We start from the raw sequence: 15,094 nt of genomic DNA, 5'->3' as shown, positions 1-15,094 counted from the left end.
AACAATAAACATTCTATAAATTCTGTTACAAGTAACTAAGCCACCACTGTGAGTGCGTGGCTTTGTACTTATTATACCACTTACACAAAGGATACAAACCAATAATGAGCGCCGCCCAAATTATATACACCACCCACAGGGGGTAACCAAACTGCAGCGGTCTGAATAAGAAAGGCGTTTGTCCTACTATGTCCTTTGTACCATAGCCTTCTATATAAAATGCAATAACGGTAAGCAGGTGAATGACGTAAAAATGAATTACATAATAGAAGAACGGCACGCGTCCAAACACTTTGGCAAAGTCGGTGAAGCGGTTGCGTACATGTTCAATTAAAGCCAATACCATAAGCGCCGGCCCCAGTGTAGCGCAAGCATACATAAGTGAAGGCGGATATTTTTGCACGTTCATGAATGAAAAGAAACTGGCCAGCGTAGTATGTTGCGGCGTCCAGGGAAAAGGATTACCATACTCATTTAACAATCGCAGCGCCACAAACAAAGTAAAAAGGCCGGCGCCAAGGAATAACAATGTCATCTTCCTTTTGTGACTGTCAACGGTGGCTTCAAACAATTTACCGGCGCAATAACCCATAAACATAATACCCATCCAGGGAATAAAGGAATAGGCAATTATAAGCACCCGGTTAGGCGCATAAGTATATGTATCAAACCGGCCATTGTGTAACAGGTCCCAAATAAAAGGCACGTCCTGGTTACGGGCCGCCTCGGGGTAATCGAGTAAATTATGTCCCAGCACTACTAATGCACCAATAGCAAAAATAACTTTATAGGGCAACCGCACTGCCAGTCCAAGAAACACCATACTAATGCCAATGGCCCATATTACCTGTAGTATAATGGCATTGTACAATGGGTTAAAAGTTAAAGCCAGGGTAATAACAAGTACTTCTATCATTATCAACCACAGTCCGCGCTTTATAAGAAAGCTGCTTAGGTCGGCTTTTGATTTTCGCAAACCAACCAGGTAGGCCGATGTTCCGGCCAGGAACACAAAGGTGGGTGCACAGAAGTGCGTGATCCAGCGGGTAAAGTATAAGATGGGGGTTGTTGTAGCAGGGTTCAGCGGATCGCCCTGAAAAGCATCAACATGAAAGAAATCGCGCACATGATCGAGGGCCATAATGATCATTACAACGCCGCGCAATATGTCAATAGATTGTACCCGCTTTTTTACAGCGGTAAGTTCAGTTAGTTGGTTCATGCTGGCTTTATTAAGAGATTCACTTATTACAATTTACAAATAATCCCTTTAACAGCCTATGATTTGGGATATGTGGTAAGCACATAAAAAAAGCCCTCCCGATGTATCGGGAGGACTGCATCATCCCCCAGCGGGGAACGACTTGTTTTAACTTAACCACAGCGATTGAAAGGCAGAGTTGTGCAACCTTTCACTATATATAACTTAAAAAATATGCCAGTTGTTCCCGTATAAATAAAAGAAAATGTTAAAGGGTGGCGCGTATATCACTTAGCGTTTGAAAATCAGCTTTTAATTTATCGTACAATCCTGCATATACAGTGTAATAGCGCTTATAACGTTTATGCATTTCCATATCGGGCATATATTGCTGCTTATTGAGGAAAACAGGCGCCGATTCGTTTATTGGCAACATATTGGTAGCCCGTAAACCCAGCATGGCCGCCCCTACTGCCGATGCATCATCACTACTTATCACTTTTATTTCCTGCCCAAACAGATCGGTTAGCCACTGCAACCACAACGGCGCATTTATAAAACCACCGCTGCCATATATATTCTGAATAGTACCAATTGTTTCCTGTACCGATGCAGCCACCTGGTACAGCGCATAATTTATTCCTTCAATAATGGCCCGCATAAAATGCGCCTGGGTATGACCGGCATGTACACCAATAAAAACGCCCTTTGCATCGGCATCCCATACCGGCGCCCTTTCGCCTAAGATATAGGGAAGAAAGATCAACCCATCTGCACCGGCAGGTGCCTGTGCCGCCTGTTGCACAAACCAGTTAAGATCGTTAGCACCTGTTAATTGCTTTTGTAAAAAATGTTCGGTATACCATTTCAACAACACCACGCCATTATTAATGGCCCCACCCGATACATATATGTTATCGGTTAGTATATAGTTGAAGATGCGTTCGCGCGCATCGGCCGCGGGCCTGGTGGTTATCATACGAACAGCACCACTGGTGCCAATGGTTACACTTAAATCGCCTGGTTCTGTTGCAAAGCTGCCCAGGTTGGCCAAACAACCATCGCTGGCGCCAATAACAAACGGCACTTCTGCAACCCCCGCCAACTGCTGCGGGAAAGGCTTTATAAATTTTCGTATAGTGTAGGTAGTGGGCACCGGGCTCGCCAGGCGTTCGCTGGTAATACCCGCTGCTTTCAATGCCGGTTGGTACCAGGTTTTGTTATGAATATCAAACAAACCGGTTGCCGATGCTATGGAAAAATCGATGAGGTATTCGCCAAAGAACCGGTAAAAAATAAACTCTTTAATACCAATGAACTTATGCGTTGCGGCAAACAAGTCGGGTTGGTGATCGCGCAGCCACATCAGCTTGCACAGGGGCGACATAGGATGAATGGGCGTACCCGTTTGCAGGTAGATCTCATGCCCCGCAGGCGTGCCTTTTAATGCTTCGGCAAACGCAACACTCCGCCCATCGGCCCAGGTAATTACATGGGTAAGCGGCTTGCCGTTTTCATCAACCGCTATTAAGCTATGCATGGCCGTACTAAATGAAACAGCGGTTAGCGTAGCGCCCAATTTACGCACCTGCTCCCCTGTTCCTTCAATACAGGTAATAACAGCCTGGTACAACACTTCGGGGTCAAGCTCATGATAGCCGGGTTTGCCCGGCAACGGGTTGTACGCTACATATGTATTACCAACCACCTCGCCCTGGTGAGTTAAAGCAATGGCCTTGGTGCCTGAGGTGCCAATATCTACGCCGATGATTACCTGCTGTTCCATGGAATGATCCGAGCTTTTAAGGAGCAGTAATTTACAAAAAAAGATCCCGACCAGGATCGGGACCAATTCTTATTTAGCAAAAACAAAGTGCAGAAGACGCTTATATCATCTCCTTCAATTTTTCTACTACAAAATCAATTTCTTCTTTGGTATTATGTTTACTGAACGAAAAACGTACCGTTACCTGGTTTGGATCGTTATTGATGGCGCGAATAACATGCGAACCCTGGTCGGCCCCGCTGGTGCAGGCACTACCGCCGCTTACGCAAATATTATTCATATCAAGGGCAAACAGTATCATCTCCGATTTCTCGGTCTTAGGGAAAGAAACACTCAGCACGGTGTACAGGCTGCGGCCCAGCGGATCGCCATTGAAGGTGATGCCCGGCACTACATTCTTTACCTTTTCCATCATATATAATTTCAGCCCATTTATATAGTTGCTTTGCGCTTCATATTCTTCCGTTGCCAGCTCCAGCGCTTTGGCAAAACCTACAATCCCATACAGGTTCTCGGTACCGGCGCGCATATTGCGCTCCTGTGCACCGCCATGGATATAAGGCTTTATTCTAACATTCTCGTTAATGTATAAAATGCCCACACCCTTGGGACCATGAAATTTATGACCGCTGCCGGTAATGAAATGCACCGGCGTACTACGCAAATCGAACGGGAAATGCCCAACGGTTTGCACCGTATCACTATGAAAAATAGCGCCATACTTCTTACACACATTACCTACTGCATGCAAATCGATCATATTGCCTATTTCATTATTGGCATGCATAAGGGTAACCAGGCATTTATCATCGCTGTTGGCCAGCAATTGTTCCAGGTCGTTCAAATCAACATGGCCATTATCTAACAGTTTCACCATGCTTAATGTAATCCCCGGCAGGCCGGCTATATATTCTACCGTATGCGAGGTAGCATGATGCTCAATGGGCGAGGTAATAATATGGCGGCAGCCCAGGTCGTGAATACTTGCATTGATGGCGGTATTGGAGCTTTCCGTTCCGCCCGAAGTAAAGAAGATCTCTGCCGGATGCGCATTCAGTATTTTGGCAACCGATTTACGGGCATTTTCAATGGCCAGGCGGCTTTCACGGCCATAGGAGTAAATAGAAGAAGGATTACCAAACTTATCTGTAAAATAAGGCATCATGGCCTCCAGCACCAGGGGGTCCAGGGGCGTTGTAGCTGCATTATCAAAATAAATACGGGTTACCTGCTTTGACATATTCTTTAAATAAAAATGCTCCGCTTTTCAGCGGAGCAAAATTCAATAAAATATTTGAAAAGAAATTTTAATACCAGTGAATTACAAGCTCACCATCAAAAACACCAACCGGCAGCTAATTGTTTAAGAATTTGACCGGTACGCCAAATATTTTTTAAGAAATAAAGCAGTTTATAATAAAAATCCAAATCTCAAATCCCTAAGATCCAAATAAAGAAAAACCAAATTCCAAATCTCAAGATCCAAGTAAATTCCAAATCCTAAATCTCAACTGCCAGGCTATTGGAACTTTGGGTTTTGAATTTTTGCAGCTATTTTTTGGAGCTTGGGTCTTGGAGCTTGTGATTTTGTATTTATATAAACTCCTTAATATCGTGCATCAAACGCAATGCAATATTATTGGCGGTGGTTTCAAAACTGCTTTCGGCATAAATACGAATAATGGGCTCAGTATTCGACGTACGCAGGTGTACCCAATCGCTATCGAATTCTATCTTTAAACCATCTTCTGTATTTATTGGCTGGTTCTTGTATTTTACTTTTATTTTCTCGAAGATCTCTTTTACATCGATGCCGTTCTGCAGCTCAATTTTATTCTTCGAAATAAAATAATCGGGGTAGCGTGTTCTAAATGAACGAATGCCATTCTTATGTGTAGCCAGTGAGCTAAGGAACAGGCCAATACCAATAAGTGCATCGCGACCATAATGCAGGTCGGGTACTATGATACCGCCATTACCTTCACCACCAATTACCGCATTCATGGCTTTCATTTTATCAACCACATTCACCTCACCTACGGCAGAAGGATAATATTCGCCGCCATGTTTAATGGTGATCTCCTTCAGCGCTTTGGTGCTGCTCATATTACTTACGGTGTTCCCAACTTTTTTGCTAAGCACATAATCAGCAACGGCCACCAGTGTATATTCTTCACCAAACATGCTGCCATCTTCACAAACAAAGCAAAGGCGGTCAACATCGGGGTCAACAGCTATACCCAGGTCGGCTTTGTGTTTACGAACTGCTGCACTTAAACCGGTAAGATTTTCGGGCAACGGCTCGGGATTGTGTGCAAATTTGCCGGTGATCTCTTCATTCAACACGATCACGTTCTCAACACCCAATGCTTTAAGCAATGGTGGAATAGCCAATGCACCGGTTGAGTTCACCACATCAACTACCACGGTATAATTCTTTTGGCGAATGCCTTCTACATCAACCATTGGGTAGCTGGCAATTGTATCTATATGTTTCTGCAGGTAAGTGTCGTTCACTTCATAAGTTCCCAATTTATCTACCGAAACGAAATTGAAATCTTCAGTACGGGCTTTTTCCAGTACGGCAGCTCCATCGGCGCCGCTGATGAATTCGCCTTTTTCATTAAGCAGTTTCAACGCATTCCACTCCTTGGGGTTATGGCTGGCGGTAATGATAATACCACCGGCAGCATTTTCCCATACTACCGCCATTTCAACGGTAGGTGTGGTACTAAGCCCAATATCAACCACATCGAGGCCCAGTGCAATAAGTGTATTCACCACCAATTGCTGAACCATAGCGCCGCTGATACGACCATCGCGACCGATAACTATTTTATTGCCCGATTTTTTTTCAAGCAACCAACTACCAAAGGCGGCAGAAAATTTAACCACATCAAGGGGGGTGAGATTTTCTCCGGTTTTACCTCCGATCGTTCCACGAATACCTGATATACTTTTTATCAATGCCACAATAACAGGGTTTAACAGTAATAATTACAAAAATAATGGTTTGGTCGTTAGCAGGGGCTACCAGATTAGGGTATTTTACAGGATGGGGAATCAGAAAAGTGAAGTTAAGTGAAAAATTATGAGTTTTTAAATGTGGGGGCCAACATGTGGAAAACAATGAATAAAAAAAAGCGAATCAATTAATTATGGGTTAAATAATTATTGTTATAGAAAAATCTCTTATGCACATATCTGCATAGTCTTATCGCAAACGTTTGCAAATACTGCCCTACTTTTGCTTCAAATTTGAGGCAGCATGTTCAACAGCAGCAACTGGTTCAGGGATTGGTTCAACTCGCCCTACTATCATAAATTGTACTTTGAGCACGATGAACAGGAAGCATCTGCCTTTATCAATCGTTTGCTTAACAAACTGCACCCAGCCGAACACTCCAAACTGCTTGATGTTGCCTGCGGCCGTGGCCGTCATTCCAAACTGCTGGCCTCAAAAGGATTCGATGTTACAGGCATAGATCTTGCCCCCGCAAGCATCCATATTGCCAAAGCACAGGAAAATGGTCATTTGCATTTTTTTGAACACGATATGCGGCTCCCCTTCTGGATCAATTACTTCGATTATGCCTTTAACTTTTTTACCAGCTTTGGGTATTTTAGAACAGAACGTGAACACTATAACGTTATTCGCACGGTTGCCAATGCATTAAAACCCGGCGGTACGCTGGTGATCGACTACCTGAATGTGCATTATGCCGAAGATCACCTGGTACACAAACAGGAAAAAGTAATTGACGATGTTACCTACTACTTAACGAAATGGTTCGATGAAACCCATTTTTACAAAAAGATTGAAATTGAGGATGAAGCGCTTGATGCGCCACTGGAGTTCATTGAGAAAGTAGCTAAATTCTCTGTGGGCGATTTCAACGATATGTTCGCTTATTATCACCTGCAGTTGAAAGAAGTGTATGGGGATTATAATTTAAGTGCTTATGATGTTAAGCAATCGCCGAGGATGATACTGATCGCTAAGAAGAACTAGTGAGTGGTGAGTGGTCAGTGGTGAGTGGAGGCTCGCTAAAGTTCAGGAGTTTTTACAGTTCGCGAACCTCGCTATTGCTCAGCAACCTATAAAATTCGATAACCCACTCACAACTCACCATTTGCAGTTCGCGAACCTCGCTATTGCTCAGCAACCTAAAAAATTCGTGAATCCACTCACAACTCACCACTGACAGACTCTATTTTCCAGCTTTTTTATTATTCAGCAGCATATACTTCGCCGTCTCAAACAACGCATCTGTCAAAACTGACATCTCATGCTGTATAGCGGCGTGTTCGGCATCATTAGGCACGGGGTCGTTATTTACAATGCTCACCAGTTCTTCCTTCTTCGCACGCAATTGTTTGCGGAATAAATAATCACCTTTTACAACGCCCACCATGCTATTGTCGGGGTCATAAACAAAGGCAAAGCCTTTGGTGGCGCTATCCAGCAGGTCTTTACCCAACGTGCTGTTGGTGTATTTGATATCACATAAACCGGCTATGGTTGGCAACACATCGGTTTGCGAACTGATGGTATGTACCCTTTTGGGCGCTAGTAAACCTGGTGAATATATCAACAGGGGAACGTGCATGGTGGTAAGGCGTTGGGCCGTCCAGCTATGAGGGAATAAGGCACTGGCTTCGCCGGGAATACCATGGTCGCCAATAAACACAAATACCGTGTTGTTGAAATATTTTTCCTGGCGCGCCGCCTCCATAAATTTCTTGTAGCCAAAATCGGTATATCTGAAAGCGTTCATTTCGGCATCTGATTCAAACCCATATTTACGCAATGAATCTAAAGGCGCGCTTACCCGGTTAAATTCTTTCAGGTCTTCGTCGGGAATAGTATATGGCCGATGATTATCTGCGGTTTGAATAATAGCGAAAAAAGGCTTTTGCTGTTGTGCAAGCACTTTATTGGCTTCTAAAAACAGGTTCTTATCACTTATACCCCACACATCAATTTTGGGTGCTTTGTAATCTTCCTGTTCGTATAAATGCAGGTTATCGATGTTATTGGTAAGCACCCCTCTGATGTTTGCCCAGCTGGTGCTGCCACCCAGGAAATAAAATTTCTCGTAGCCGGTAAAATTATTGATGATGCTATGCTGATCAACAGCTGCAGGGTTACGGCTGGCAGTTTTTGTTGGTTCCACATCGGGTGTACCGGTAATGGTTGCCCATACGCCCCGCGCCGTACCATACGTTGGGGTAAAACAACGATCGAAGAAAATGCCCTGGCGGCACATACTATCAAAGAAAGGCGTGGTATTCAACGGGTTGCCAAACATTGAGCTTTTGTATGCGCTGAAACTTTCGCAAATCACCAGCACCACATTGGGGTTCGATGTAAGCGCACCCGGCTTAGGCTCTTCTACCCTTACAAAACTCAAAGGATTAACAGATGGTTGAAAATTAAAATGACTGCCAATTATTGGGCTCAGCTCTTTCACTTTCTTTGCATCATAGCTGCTGTGCCTGAACTTCAGGGTGCTGAAAAAGCTCTCGAACGGGTTCAGGGCCAGGCCGGCTTTGTAATCGCTGCCCAGTGCAAAAGCATCGCTCCAGCGCAACGGATATTGGCTAAACTGGCCAAATATGAAAAACCCACACGCTAAAAAGCAAACAATAAAAGAAATAATGCGGCTTCGTTTTGTGCCCGTATAAGTTTGCTTGCTCACCCAGCGGTGATTGCGATAAATGATATAAATTAATAAAGCTGATAGCAATAACACCCCCAGCACTATACGAATAACGGGATAGCTTTGCCAAACCATGCTCATTGAAATGCCTGCATCTTCAAGGTAATTCAGCACGCTGGCGTTCAGCCGCTGTGCCAGGTAGGCATAATGGGCAAAATCAATTGAAAAGAAGAAGATCACAAACACCACGGCAACACCCAGCACCATCATCCATAACTTTTTGCCGCGTTTACTTAAAAAGGGATGCAGGGCGGGTATACTGCCCAAAATAAGCACAAGGATCAACAACCAGGAGATCATACGAAGATCATATCGTAGGCCAAGGAAAAAAGCACCACCCAACTTGCTAAGTCCATAACTTTGCTGGTCGCTCATAATAAATAACGCCAGCCGCATGATCGTAAATAAAACCAGGAAAATCAAGCCCGTCCAAATTATCCACCGGATCAGTTTAGGAATTTTCGCCATACTTAAATAAAGAAATAAGACCTAAAATTATAGTATTTATTTTTGCTTTTATGATTGTTGACCTACCCTTTTGCTTAATAACGTTTTGGGACCGTATTCAACCCTTCGACTCCTGGCTTATTACCCATATAAACCAGGACTGGAGCAATAGTTTTTTAGATACGGTTTTACCATACATGCGGGAAACCCTTTTTTGGGTGCCCCTGTACCTGTTCCTGTTACTTTTTGTTACCAGTAACTTTGGCATCAAAGGCTGGTGGTGGGTAATGGGTGTTGTGCTGTGCGCCGCCCTCAGCGACCTTATAAGCAGCCAGGTGATCAAAAAGACCATTTGGCGTACCCGGCCCTGCCGCGATGAAATAATGGGGCCGCAATTACGGTTCTTTATAAATTATTGCCCCGGCAGCTCCAGTTTTACTTCGTCGCATACGTTCAGCCATTTTGCCCAGGCCACCTTCTTTTTCAGCACTTTACGGCCAGTTATGGGGCGTTGGGCCAATCTTTTTCTGGTTTGGGCGTTTATTATCGCCTATACCCAGGTTTATGTAGGCGTGCATTATCCTTTTGATGTATTTTGCGGAGCGCTCCTGGGAATCGGAATAGGGCTTTTGTTAAGCAAACTATTTCATAAGCGAATAGGAATGCTTACAGTATCTTAGTTTAACCAAACCAATCGGCTAATGGAAGTTTTTATATTATTGGCGTTGATCTTTTTGAATGGTTTATTTGTAATGTCTGAAATAGCCTTGGTATCGGCCCGCAAATCCAGGTTAGAGAACCTGGCCAACAAAGGTGATGATAAATCGCGCAAGGCGCTTGACCTGGCCAACAACCCGGAACTTTTTTTATCGGCTGCGCAAATAGGTATTACCCTAATTGCCATCCTTACGGGTGTGTACTCTGGCGAACGTTTTGGTAAATACCTGCAACCTTATATTGAGCAAATTGAGCCCGTTGCCAAGTATGCACAAACCATTTCTACTACCATCATTATCATAATCGTTACATTTCTGTCTATTGTATTTGGCGAACTCATTCCCAAACGTATTGGGTTAATAAAAGCCGAAAAAATAGCCCGCGTAGTAGCATTACCGGTATTGTATTTTTCCAGGGCCACCCACCCCTTCGTATGGCTGCTGAACAAAACCAGCAACATTATACTGAAGCTCCTGAACGTAAAATCAACAGCTGATAATAATGTTACGGAAGAAGAGATAAAGGCCATCATCAGTGAAGGCACCGAACAGGGCGCCATTGAAGAAGTGGAGCAGGAGATCATTGAGCGGGTATTTCACCTCAGCGATCGTAATATTACTTCACTGATGACACACCGCAGCGATATCATTTGGTTCGATCTCAACGATACCGAAGATTCTATTCGCGATAAGATCATTAAAGAACCACATTCGGTATACCCCATTTGCGATAAAGACCTCGATAATATCAAGGGTAACGTAACATTGAAAGACCTGTACGTAACCAACGACTTTACCGCTTTTAAATCGATCATGAAACCAGCGGTGTTCGTTCCCGAGAACATTACCGCCTATCGCCTGCTCGAACGCTTTAAACAGCAACGGGTAACAAGCTGTTTTATCGTTGATGAATACGGTAGCCTGCAAGGTATGATCACCCTGAACGACATTCTACAGGCCATTGTTGGTGAAATGCCACAACCCGACGACGATTACTACGAAATTGTTAAACGCAAAGACGGCACCTTCCTCGTAGATGCACAAATACCTTTTTACAATTTCTTAAGCTATTTCTATAAAGCAGAATGGATGAATGAAGTGGAACAGGAGTTCGATACCCTGGCCGGCTTTATTCTGCACCAGCTCGAACGCATACCACATATTGGCGATACCATGGAATGGAAAGGCTTCCAGTTCGAGATCATTGATATGGATGCGCAACGGATAGATAAAGTTCTTGTAACTGCCTCCGACGATATTAAGGAAGATATGGAGGATAATGAAGAAGATGAAAGCTAATGTGATAATGTGATAATTTGCTAATGTGATAATGAAAAGGCAGGTTCACGAGTTAACAAGTTAACGAGAAGTTGATAAAGTTGATAACGAAAACTGACCTATAATAAAAGCCCCTCCCCCCACCGGGGGAGGGGTTTGGGGAGGGGGCCAAAAGCTTTTATTCGAAACAGTGAACTATGAACCGTGAACTTACAAATTAGAAAGAAAAACTCGCCTCTTTATCAGGATAATTCAAACGAGTACTTTTTCTGTTTCCCCCAACAGACACATGCATTAAATTAATCTCATTATCATAAGCCTCGTATAAAATAGAATTAACAACATCTATCTTTTTCGGCGCTACAGTAATATTCTTTACCTCAAAATAACTCCATACCGCTTCATTCTCTTTTTCAAACCCTACAAACTCAAGCGCCACCGGTTTATTGTCAACCTTCAACAGCAAATGGCTTCTTATGTATTCCCTTACCACCCTGTTGGCCTCATTTTTATCGGCAGGTGTAGTAAGATCAACTTTTGTTTTATAGTTATTCGCAAGTGTTTTCTCAAAATCGTCGGTAAAGATCTTACAGCTTATTTCTAGGTTTTTATCGGTAGCGTTGTAATTCATTTCAGTAACACTTATATACAACGGATGGCGGGCGTTCACAGTCTTAACAACAGCAGGTTCACCGGCGCCAAACACCATTGATGCCAGCAACAACCATTTATACAGAAGTATTACCATTAAACATGAAAATTTTAAGGTTACAAATCTCTTATTTATTTTAACACCATTACGGCAATATGCAGGATTTTACATTTTATTTTAAACTGGGAACAGACCACATTCTTACATGGGATGCAATTGACCACATCCTGTTCGTTGCGGCTTTATGCCTTCGCTATTTGTGGCAGGATTGGCGAAAAGTAGTAGTACTGATTACCGCCTTTACCATTGGCCATTCATTAACGCTGGCATTGAGCGCACTTGGCTTAATAAAGGTAAATGCGGGTTTTATTGAATTTCTAATTCCGCTCACCATTGCCGCCACTTGTATTACCAATATTTTTCAAAAGAATACCGAACAAAAAAAGCAGGTATCGCTCATTTATATTTTAGCCCTTTTCTTTGGCCTTATACACGGACTGGCCTTTGCCGGCACGCTCCTGAGTATGGAAGGTAAGGAAGGGCTGGTAGCACATTTACTGGCTTTTAACCTGGGTATTGAAGTAGCGCAACTACTAATAGTGCTGGTTATATTGCTAATATCATATTTAGCAATACAACAATTAAAATTATCACGAATGGTATGGTTGCGGGGCGCTTCTGCCTTAATTTTGATCGTTTCACTCTTTTGGGCGTATCAAAGATTCCCATATTTTTTATAAAACTACAATGATGAATCAGAAAAAACAGTTCTTGTTTCTGGTGATGGCTGTAGCAGCTGTGTTTACTGGTGCGCAGGCCCAGAATATACAGAACAATCCAGGCTCCAACCACGGAAATAAATTCGAGCAGTTGGGAACCATACTGCCAACCCCCAACGAATATCGTACCGCCAGCGGTGCCCCGGGCCCTAAGTACTGGCAGCAACGTTGCGATTACGATATTAAATGCGAGCTCGATGAAGCCAATTTAAAATTAACCGGCAGTGAAACCATCAGCTATTTCAACAACTCGCCCAATACACTTACCTATTTATGGTTGCAGATGGACGAAAACCAGCACAGCACCGTAAATAACGCCAACTATCAAAGCAGCAACTCAATGCCAAAAACGATGAATGCGAGCAACGTTGACAAACTGGAGGAATCCGGTTCCGACAACGGGTACGGGTTCAAAATTGAAAAACTCACCGATGCATTGGGTAAGGCGTTGAAATATACCATCAACAAAACCATGATGCGGGTTGAATTGCCCACACCGTTGAAACCCGGACAAAAATTCGCATTCAACATCAACTGGAACTATAAGATCTCCGACCGCTTTAAATATGGCGGCCGCGGTGGTTATGAATATTTTCCCGAGGAAGGTAATTACCTGTTCACTATGGCCCAGTGGTACCCACGCCTTTGCGTATACAGCGATTTCCAGGGCTGGCAGAACCACCAGTTTACCGGTCGTGGCGAATTTGCTTTAACCTTTGGCAACTTCAAAGTGCAAATGACCGTGCCGGCCGATCACATGGTGGGCAGCACCGGCGAATGTTTGAATTATGCCCAGGTATTAACACCAGCACAACAAAGCCGCTGGGCAAAAGCGCAAACCGCTAAAGAACCGGTTCAAATAGTAACCCTCGACGAAGCTAAAAAAGCAGAAGGCAATAAAAGCAAAACAAAGAAGACCTGGATCTTCAAGGCCGATAATGTGCGTGACTTTGCCTGGACGAGCAGCCGCAAATTTATTTGGGATGCCATGCCGGCTTATGTTGAAAGCAAGAAGGTAATGTGTATGAGCTTTTATGGCAAAGAGGCGTATGGCCTGTACAGCAAATACTCAACAAAAGCTGTAGCGCATACAATTAAAAGCTATTCTAAATTCACTATCCCCTACCCTTACCCGGTAGCGCAAAGTATTGAAGCATCAAATGGTATGGAATACCCAATGATCTGCTTCAACTATGGCCGTACCGAAAAAGATGGTACCTATAGCGAGGCTACCAAATACGGTATGCTGGGGGTTATCATTCACGAAGTAGGCCATAACTTCTTTCCCATGATCATCAACAGCGATGAGCGTCAATGGAGCTGGATGGATGAAGGCCTGAACACCTTTGTGGAATATCTTTCAGAAGAACTGTACGATAATAAATTCCCTGTTCGAAGAGGGCCGGCTTTTGCAATTACCGAATATATGAAGTTGCCAAAAGATCAGCTGGAACCAATTATGTCAAACTCAGAGAACATTATTCAGTTCGGTCCCAACGCATATGCCAAACCGGCAACGGGCCTCAATATGTTGCGCGAAACCATTATCGGCCGCGAGCTGTTCGATTATGCCTTTAAAGAATATGCACGCCGCTGGGCTTTCAAACATCCCGAACCGGCCGACTTCTTCCGAACTATGGAAGATGCAAGTGGCGAAGATCTCGACTGGTTCTGGCGCGGCTGGTTCTTTGGCACCGATGCCTGCGATATGGCCATTGACAGTGTAAAATACTTCAAAGCCGATGCCAATGCACCATTACAGGGCGACACCGTTGTTTTCAAAAAAGTAGACAAGCCCATGGTCCCTGCATTTGACGATATCTCAAAACAACGCAACCGTGAAGAAAAGATAAAGTTCCTGGCCGATGCAGATACTGCCCTGCAGGATTTTTACTACAGATATGCCCGTGGTCTTGAACCTGTTGATACCACAACCTATAGCGTTCCTGTGCCAGCCACTACCGAAAGGGTAGATGAAGCCACGAAAGAAAAAGTAAATGGCAAATACTTCTATGAAGTTAGCTTTAGCAACAAGGGCGGACTGGTTATGCCTATCATTGTAGAATGGACATTTAAAGATGGCAGCAAACAGATAGATCGTGTTCCGGTGCAAATATGGCGTCACAATGAAAAGAGTGTATCCAAGGTATTTATGAAAGACAAAGAAGTGGCTTCATTAAAACTTGATCCACTTCGTGAAACCGCCGACATCGATGAAACCAATAATACCTGGGGCACCATGCCGGCGCCTTCAAAGTTTGCCATCTTCAAACAAAAACAACAGGCCCGCGGCCAATCAAGTGGTATAACGCCTATGCAAAAGGCACAGGAGAAGAAGAAAGGATTTTAATTATAATAAATAATAACTTGGTTTTGAATCGTCCCTGGCTATGCCGGGACGATTTTTTTTGTGCATATAATACAACATATAACATAACAACATATATGATCAGGCGTGAAATTACTATTGCAAGTTGAACATATATTCTATACATTTACGCCCGATTACAAC

At 43.6% G+C, this 15,094-nt stretch carries 11 protein-coding genes; 5 read left to right on the top strand and 6 right to left on the bottom strand.

Annotated elements, in window-relative coordinates:
- Window positions 1-25 precede the first annotated feature (25 nt).
- The 4 genes from GGD38_RS28155 to glmM all read right to left on the bottom strand — a co-directional run bounded on the left by GGD38_RS28155 (window position 26) and on the right by glmM (window position 5,960).
- On the bottom strand, window positions 26-1,222 hold the full coding sequence (locus GGD38_RS28155) for a DUF1624 domain-containing protein (RefSeq protein WP_375302924.1): 1,197 nt from the start codon (window positions 1,220-1,222) through the stop codon (window positions 26-28).
- A gap of 247 nt (window positions 1,223-1,469) precedes the next feature.
- A complete protein-coding gene (locus GGD38_RS28150) occupies window positions 1,470-2,987 on the bottom strand; it encodes a gluconokinase (RefSeq protein ID WP_375302925.1) in 1,518 nt (505 codons plus the stop codon).
- 100 nt (window positions 2,988-3,087) lie between these two features.
- Window positions 3,088-4,227 carry a cysteine desulfurase family protein gene (locus GGD38_RS28145; RefSeq protein WP_375302926.1) on the bottom strand — a complete coding sequence of 380 codons (1,140 nt, stop codon included), beginning with the start codon at window positions 4,225-4,227 and terminating at the stop codon, window positions 3,088-3,090.
- A gap of 353 nt (window positions 4,228-4,580) precedes the next feature.
- Window positions 4,581-5,960 carry a phosphoglucosamine mutase gene (gene glmM / locus GGD38_RS28140; RefSeq protein ID WP_375302927.1) on the bottom strand — a complete coding sequence of 460 codons (1,380 nt, stop codon included), beginning with the start codon at window positions 5,958-5,960 and terminating at the stop codon, window positions 4,581-4,583.
- Window positions 5,961-6,255: 295 nt separating this feature from the next.
- On the opposite strand from glmM, the gene GGD38_RS28135 reads away from it, so the two are divergent.
- Window positions 6,256-6,999, top strand: coding sequence for a class I SAM-dependent methyltransferase (locus GGD38_RS28135; RefSeq protein WP_375302928.1), 744 nt, complete (start codon window positions 6,256-6,258; stop codon window positions 6,997-6,999).
- A gap of 199 nt (window positions 7,000-7,198) precedes the next feature.
- Here the strand turns inward: GGD38_RS28135 and GGD38_RS28130 are convergent, their stop codons facing one another.
- A complete protein-coding gene (locus GGD38_RS28130; protein WP_375302929.1) occupies window positions 7,199-9,178 on the bottom strand; it encodes an LTA synthase family protein in 1,980 nt (659 codons plus the stop codon).
- A gap of 50 nt (window positions 9,179-9,228) precedes the next feature.
- Here GGD38_RS28130 and GGD38_RS28125 point away from each other — a divergent pair, with 50 nt between their 5' ends.
- The gene (locus GGD38_RS28125; protein ID WP_375302930.1) at window positions 9,229-9,837 is read left to right on the top strand and encodes a phosphatase PAP2 family protein; all 609 of its coding nucleotides are present in this window, start codon (window positions 9,229-9,231) and stop codon (window positions 9,835-9,837) included.
- Window positions 9,838-9,858: 21 nt separating this feature from the next.
- Entirely contained in the window at window positions 9,859-11,172 is a 1,314-nt protein-coding gene (locus GGD38_RS28120; RefSeq protein WP_375302931.1) for a hemolysin family protein, read from the top strand.
- 196 nt (window positions 11,173-11,368) lie between these two features.
- On the opposite strand, the gene GGD38_RS28115 is transcribed toward GGD38_RS28120, so the two are convergent.
- On the bottom strand, window positions 11,369-11,899 hold the full coding sequence (locus GGD38_RS28115) for a DUF6702 family protein (RefSeq protein WP_375302932.1): 531 nt from the start codon (window positions 11,897-11,899) through the stop codon (window positions 11,369-11,371).
- A 59-nt stretch (window positions 11,900-11,958) separates the two neighbouring features.
- Here GGD38_RS28115 and GGD38_RS28110 point away from each other — a divergent pair, with 59 nt between their 5' ends.
- A complete protein-coding gene (locus tag GGD38_RS28110) occupies window positions 11,959-12,543 on the top strand; it encodes a HupE/UreJ family protein (RefSeq protein WP_375302933.1) in 585 nt (194 codons plus the stop codon).
- A 7-nt stretch (window positions 12,544-12,550) separates the two neighbouring features.
- On the top strand, window positions 12,551-14,932 hold the full coding sequence (locus GGD38_RS28105) for a M1 family metallopeptidase (RefSeq protein ID WP_375302934.1): 2,382 nt from the start codon (window positions 12,551-12,553) through the stop codon (window positions 14,930-14,932).
- The last annotated feature ends 162 nt before the right edge of the window (window positions 14,933-15,094 follow it).

The organism is Niastella sp. OAS944 (genome assembly GCA_024809215.1).
Taxonomy (GTDB): domain Bacteria; phylum Bacteroidota; class Bacteroidia; order Chitinophagales; family Chitinophagaceae; genus Niastella.
This window is presented reverse-complemented; position numbering and strand designations above follow the sequence as displayed.

Coding starts and splice junctions, on each gene's coding strand:
- GGD38_RS28155 (WP_375302924.1), bottom strand. CDS start 1,222: ATGAACCAACTAACTGAACTTACCGCTGTAAAAAAGCGGGTACAATCT.
- GGD38_RS28125 (WP_375302930.1), top strand. CDS start 9,229: ATGATTGTTGACCTACCCTTTTGCTTAATAACGTTTTGGGACCGTATT.
- GGD38_RS28105 (WP_375302934.1), top strand. CDS start 12,551: ATGATGAATCAGAAAAAACAGTTCTTGTTTCTGGTGATGGCTGTAGCA.
- GGD38_RS28145 (WP_375302926.1), bottom strand. CDS start 4,227: ATGTCAAAGCAGGTAACCCGTATTTATTTTGATAATGCAGCTACAACG.
- GGD38_RS28120 (WP_375302931.1), top strand. CDS start 9,859: ATGGAAGTTTTTATATTATTGGCGTTGATCTTTTTGAATGGTTTATTT.
- GGD38_RS28130 (WP_375302929.1), bottom strand. CDS start 9,178: ATGGCGAAAATTCCTAAACTGATCCGGTGGATAATTTGGACGGGCTTG.
- GGD38_RS28115 (WP_375302932.1), bottom strand. CDS start 11,899: ATGGTAATACTTCTGTATAAATGGTTGTTGCTGGCATCAATGGTGTTT.
- GGD38_RS28135 (WP_375302928.1), top strand. CDS start 6,256: ATGTTCAACAGCAGCAACTGGTTCAGGGATTGGTTCAACTCGCCCTAC.
- GGD38_RS28110 (WP_375302933.1), top strand. CDS start 11,959: ATGCAGGATTTTACATTTTATTTTAAACTGGGAACAGACCACATTCTT.
- GGD38_RS28150 (WP_375302925.1), bottom strand. CDS start 2,987: ATGGAACAGCAGGTAATCATCGGCGTAGATATTGGCACCTCAGGCACC.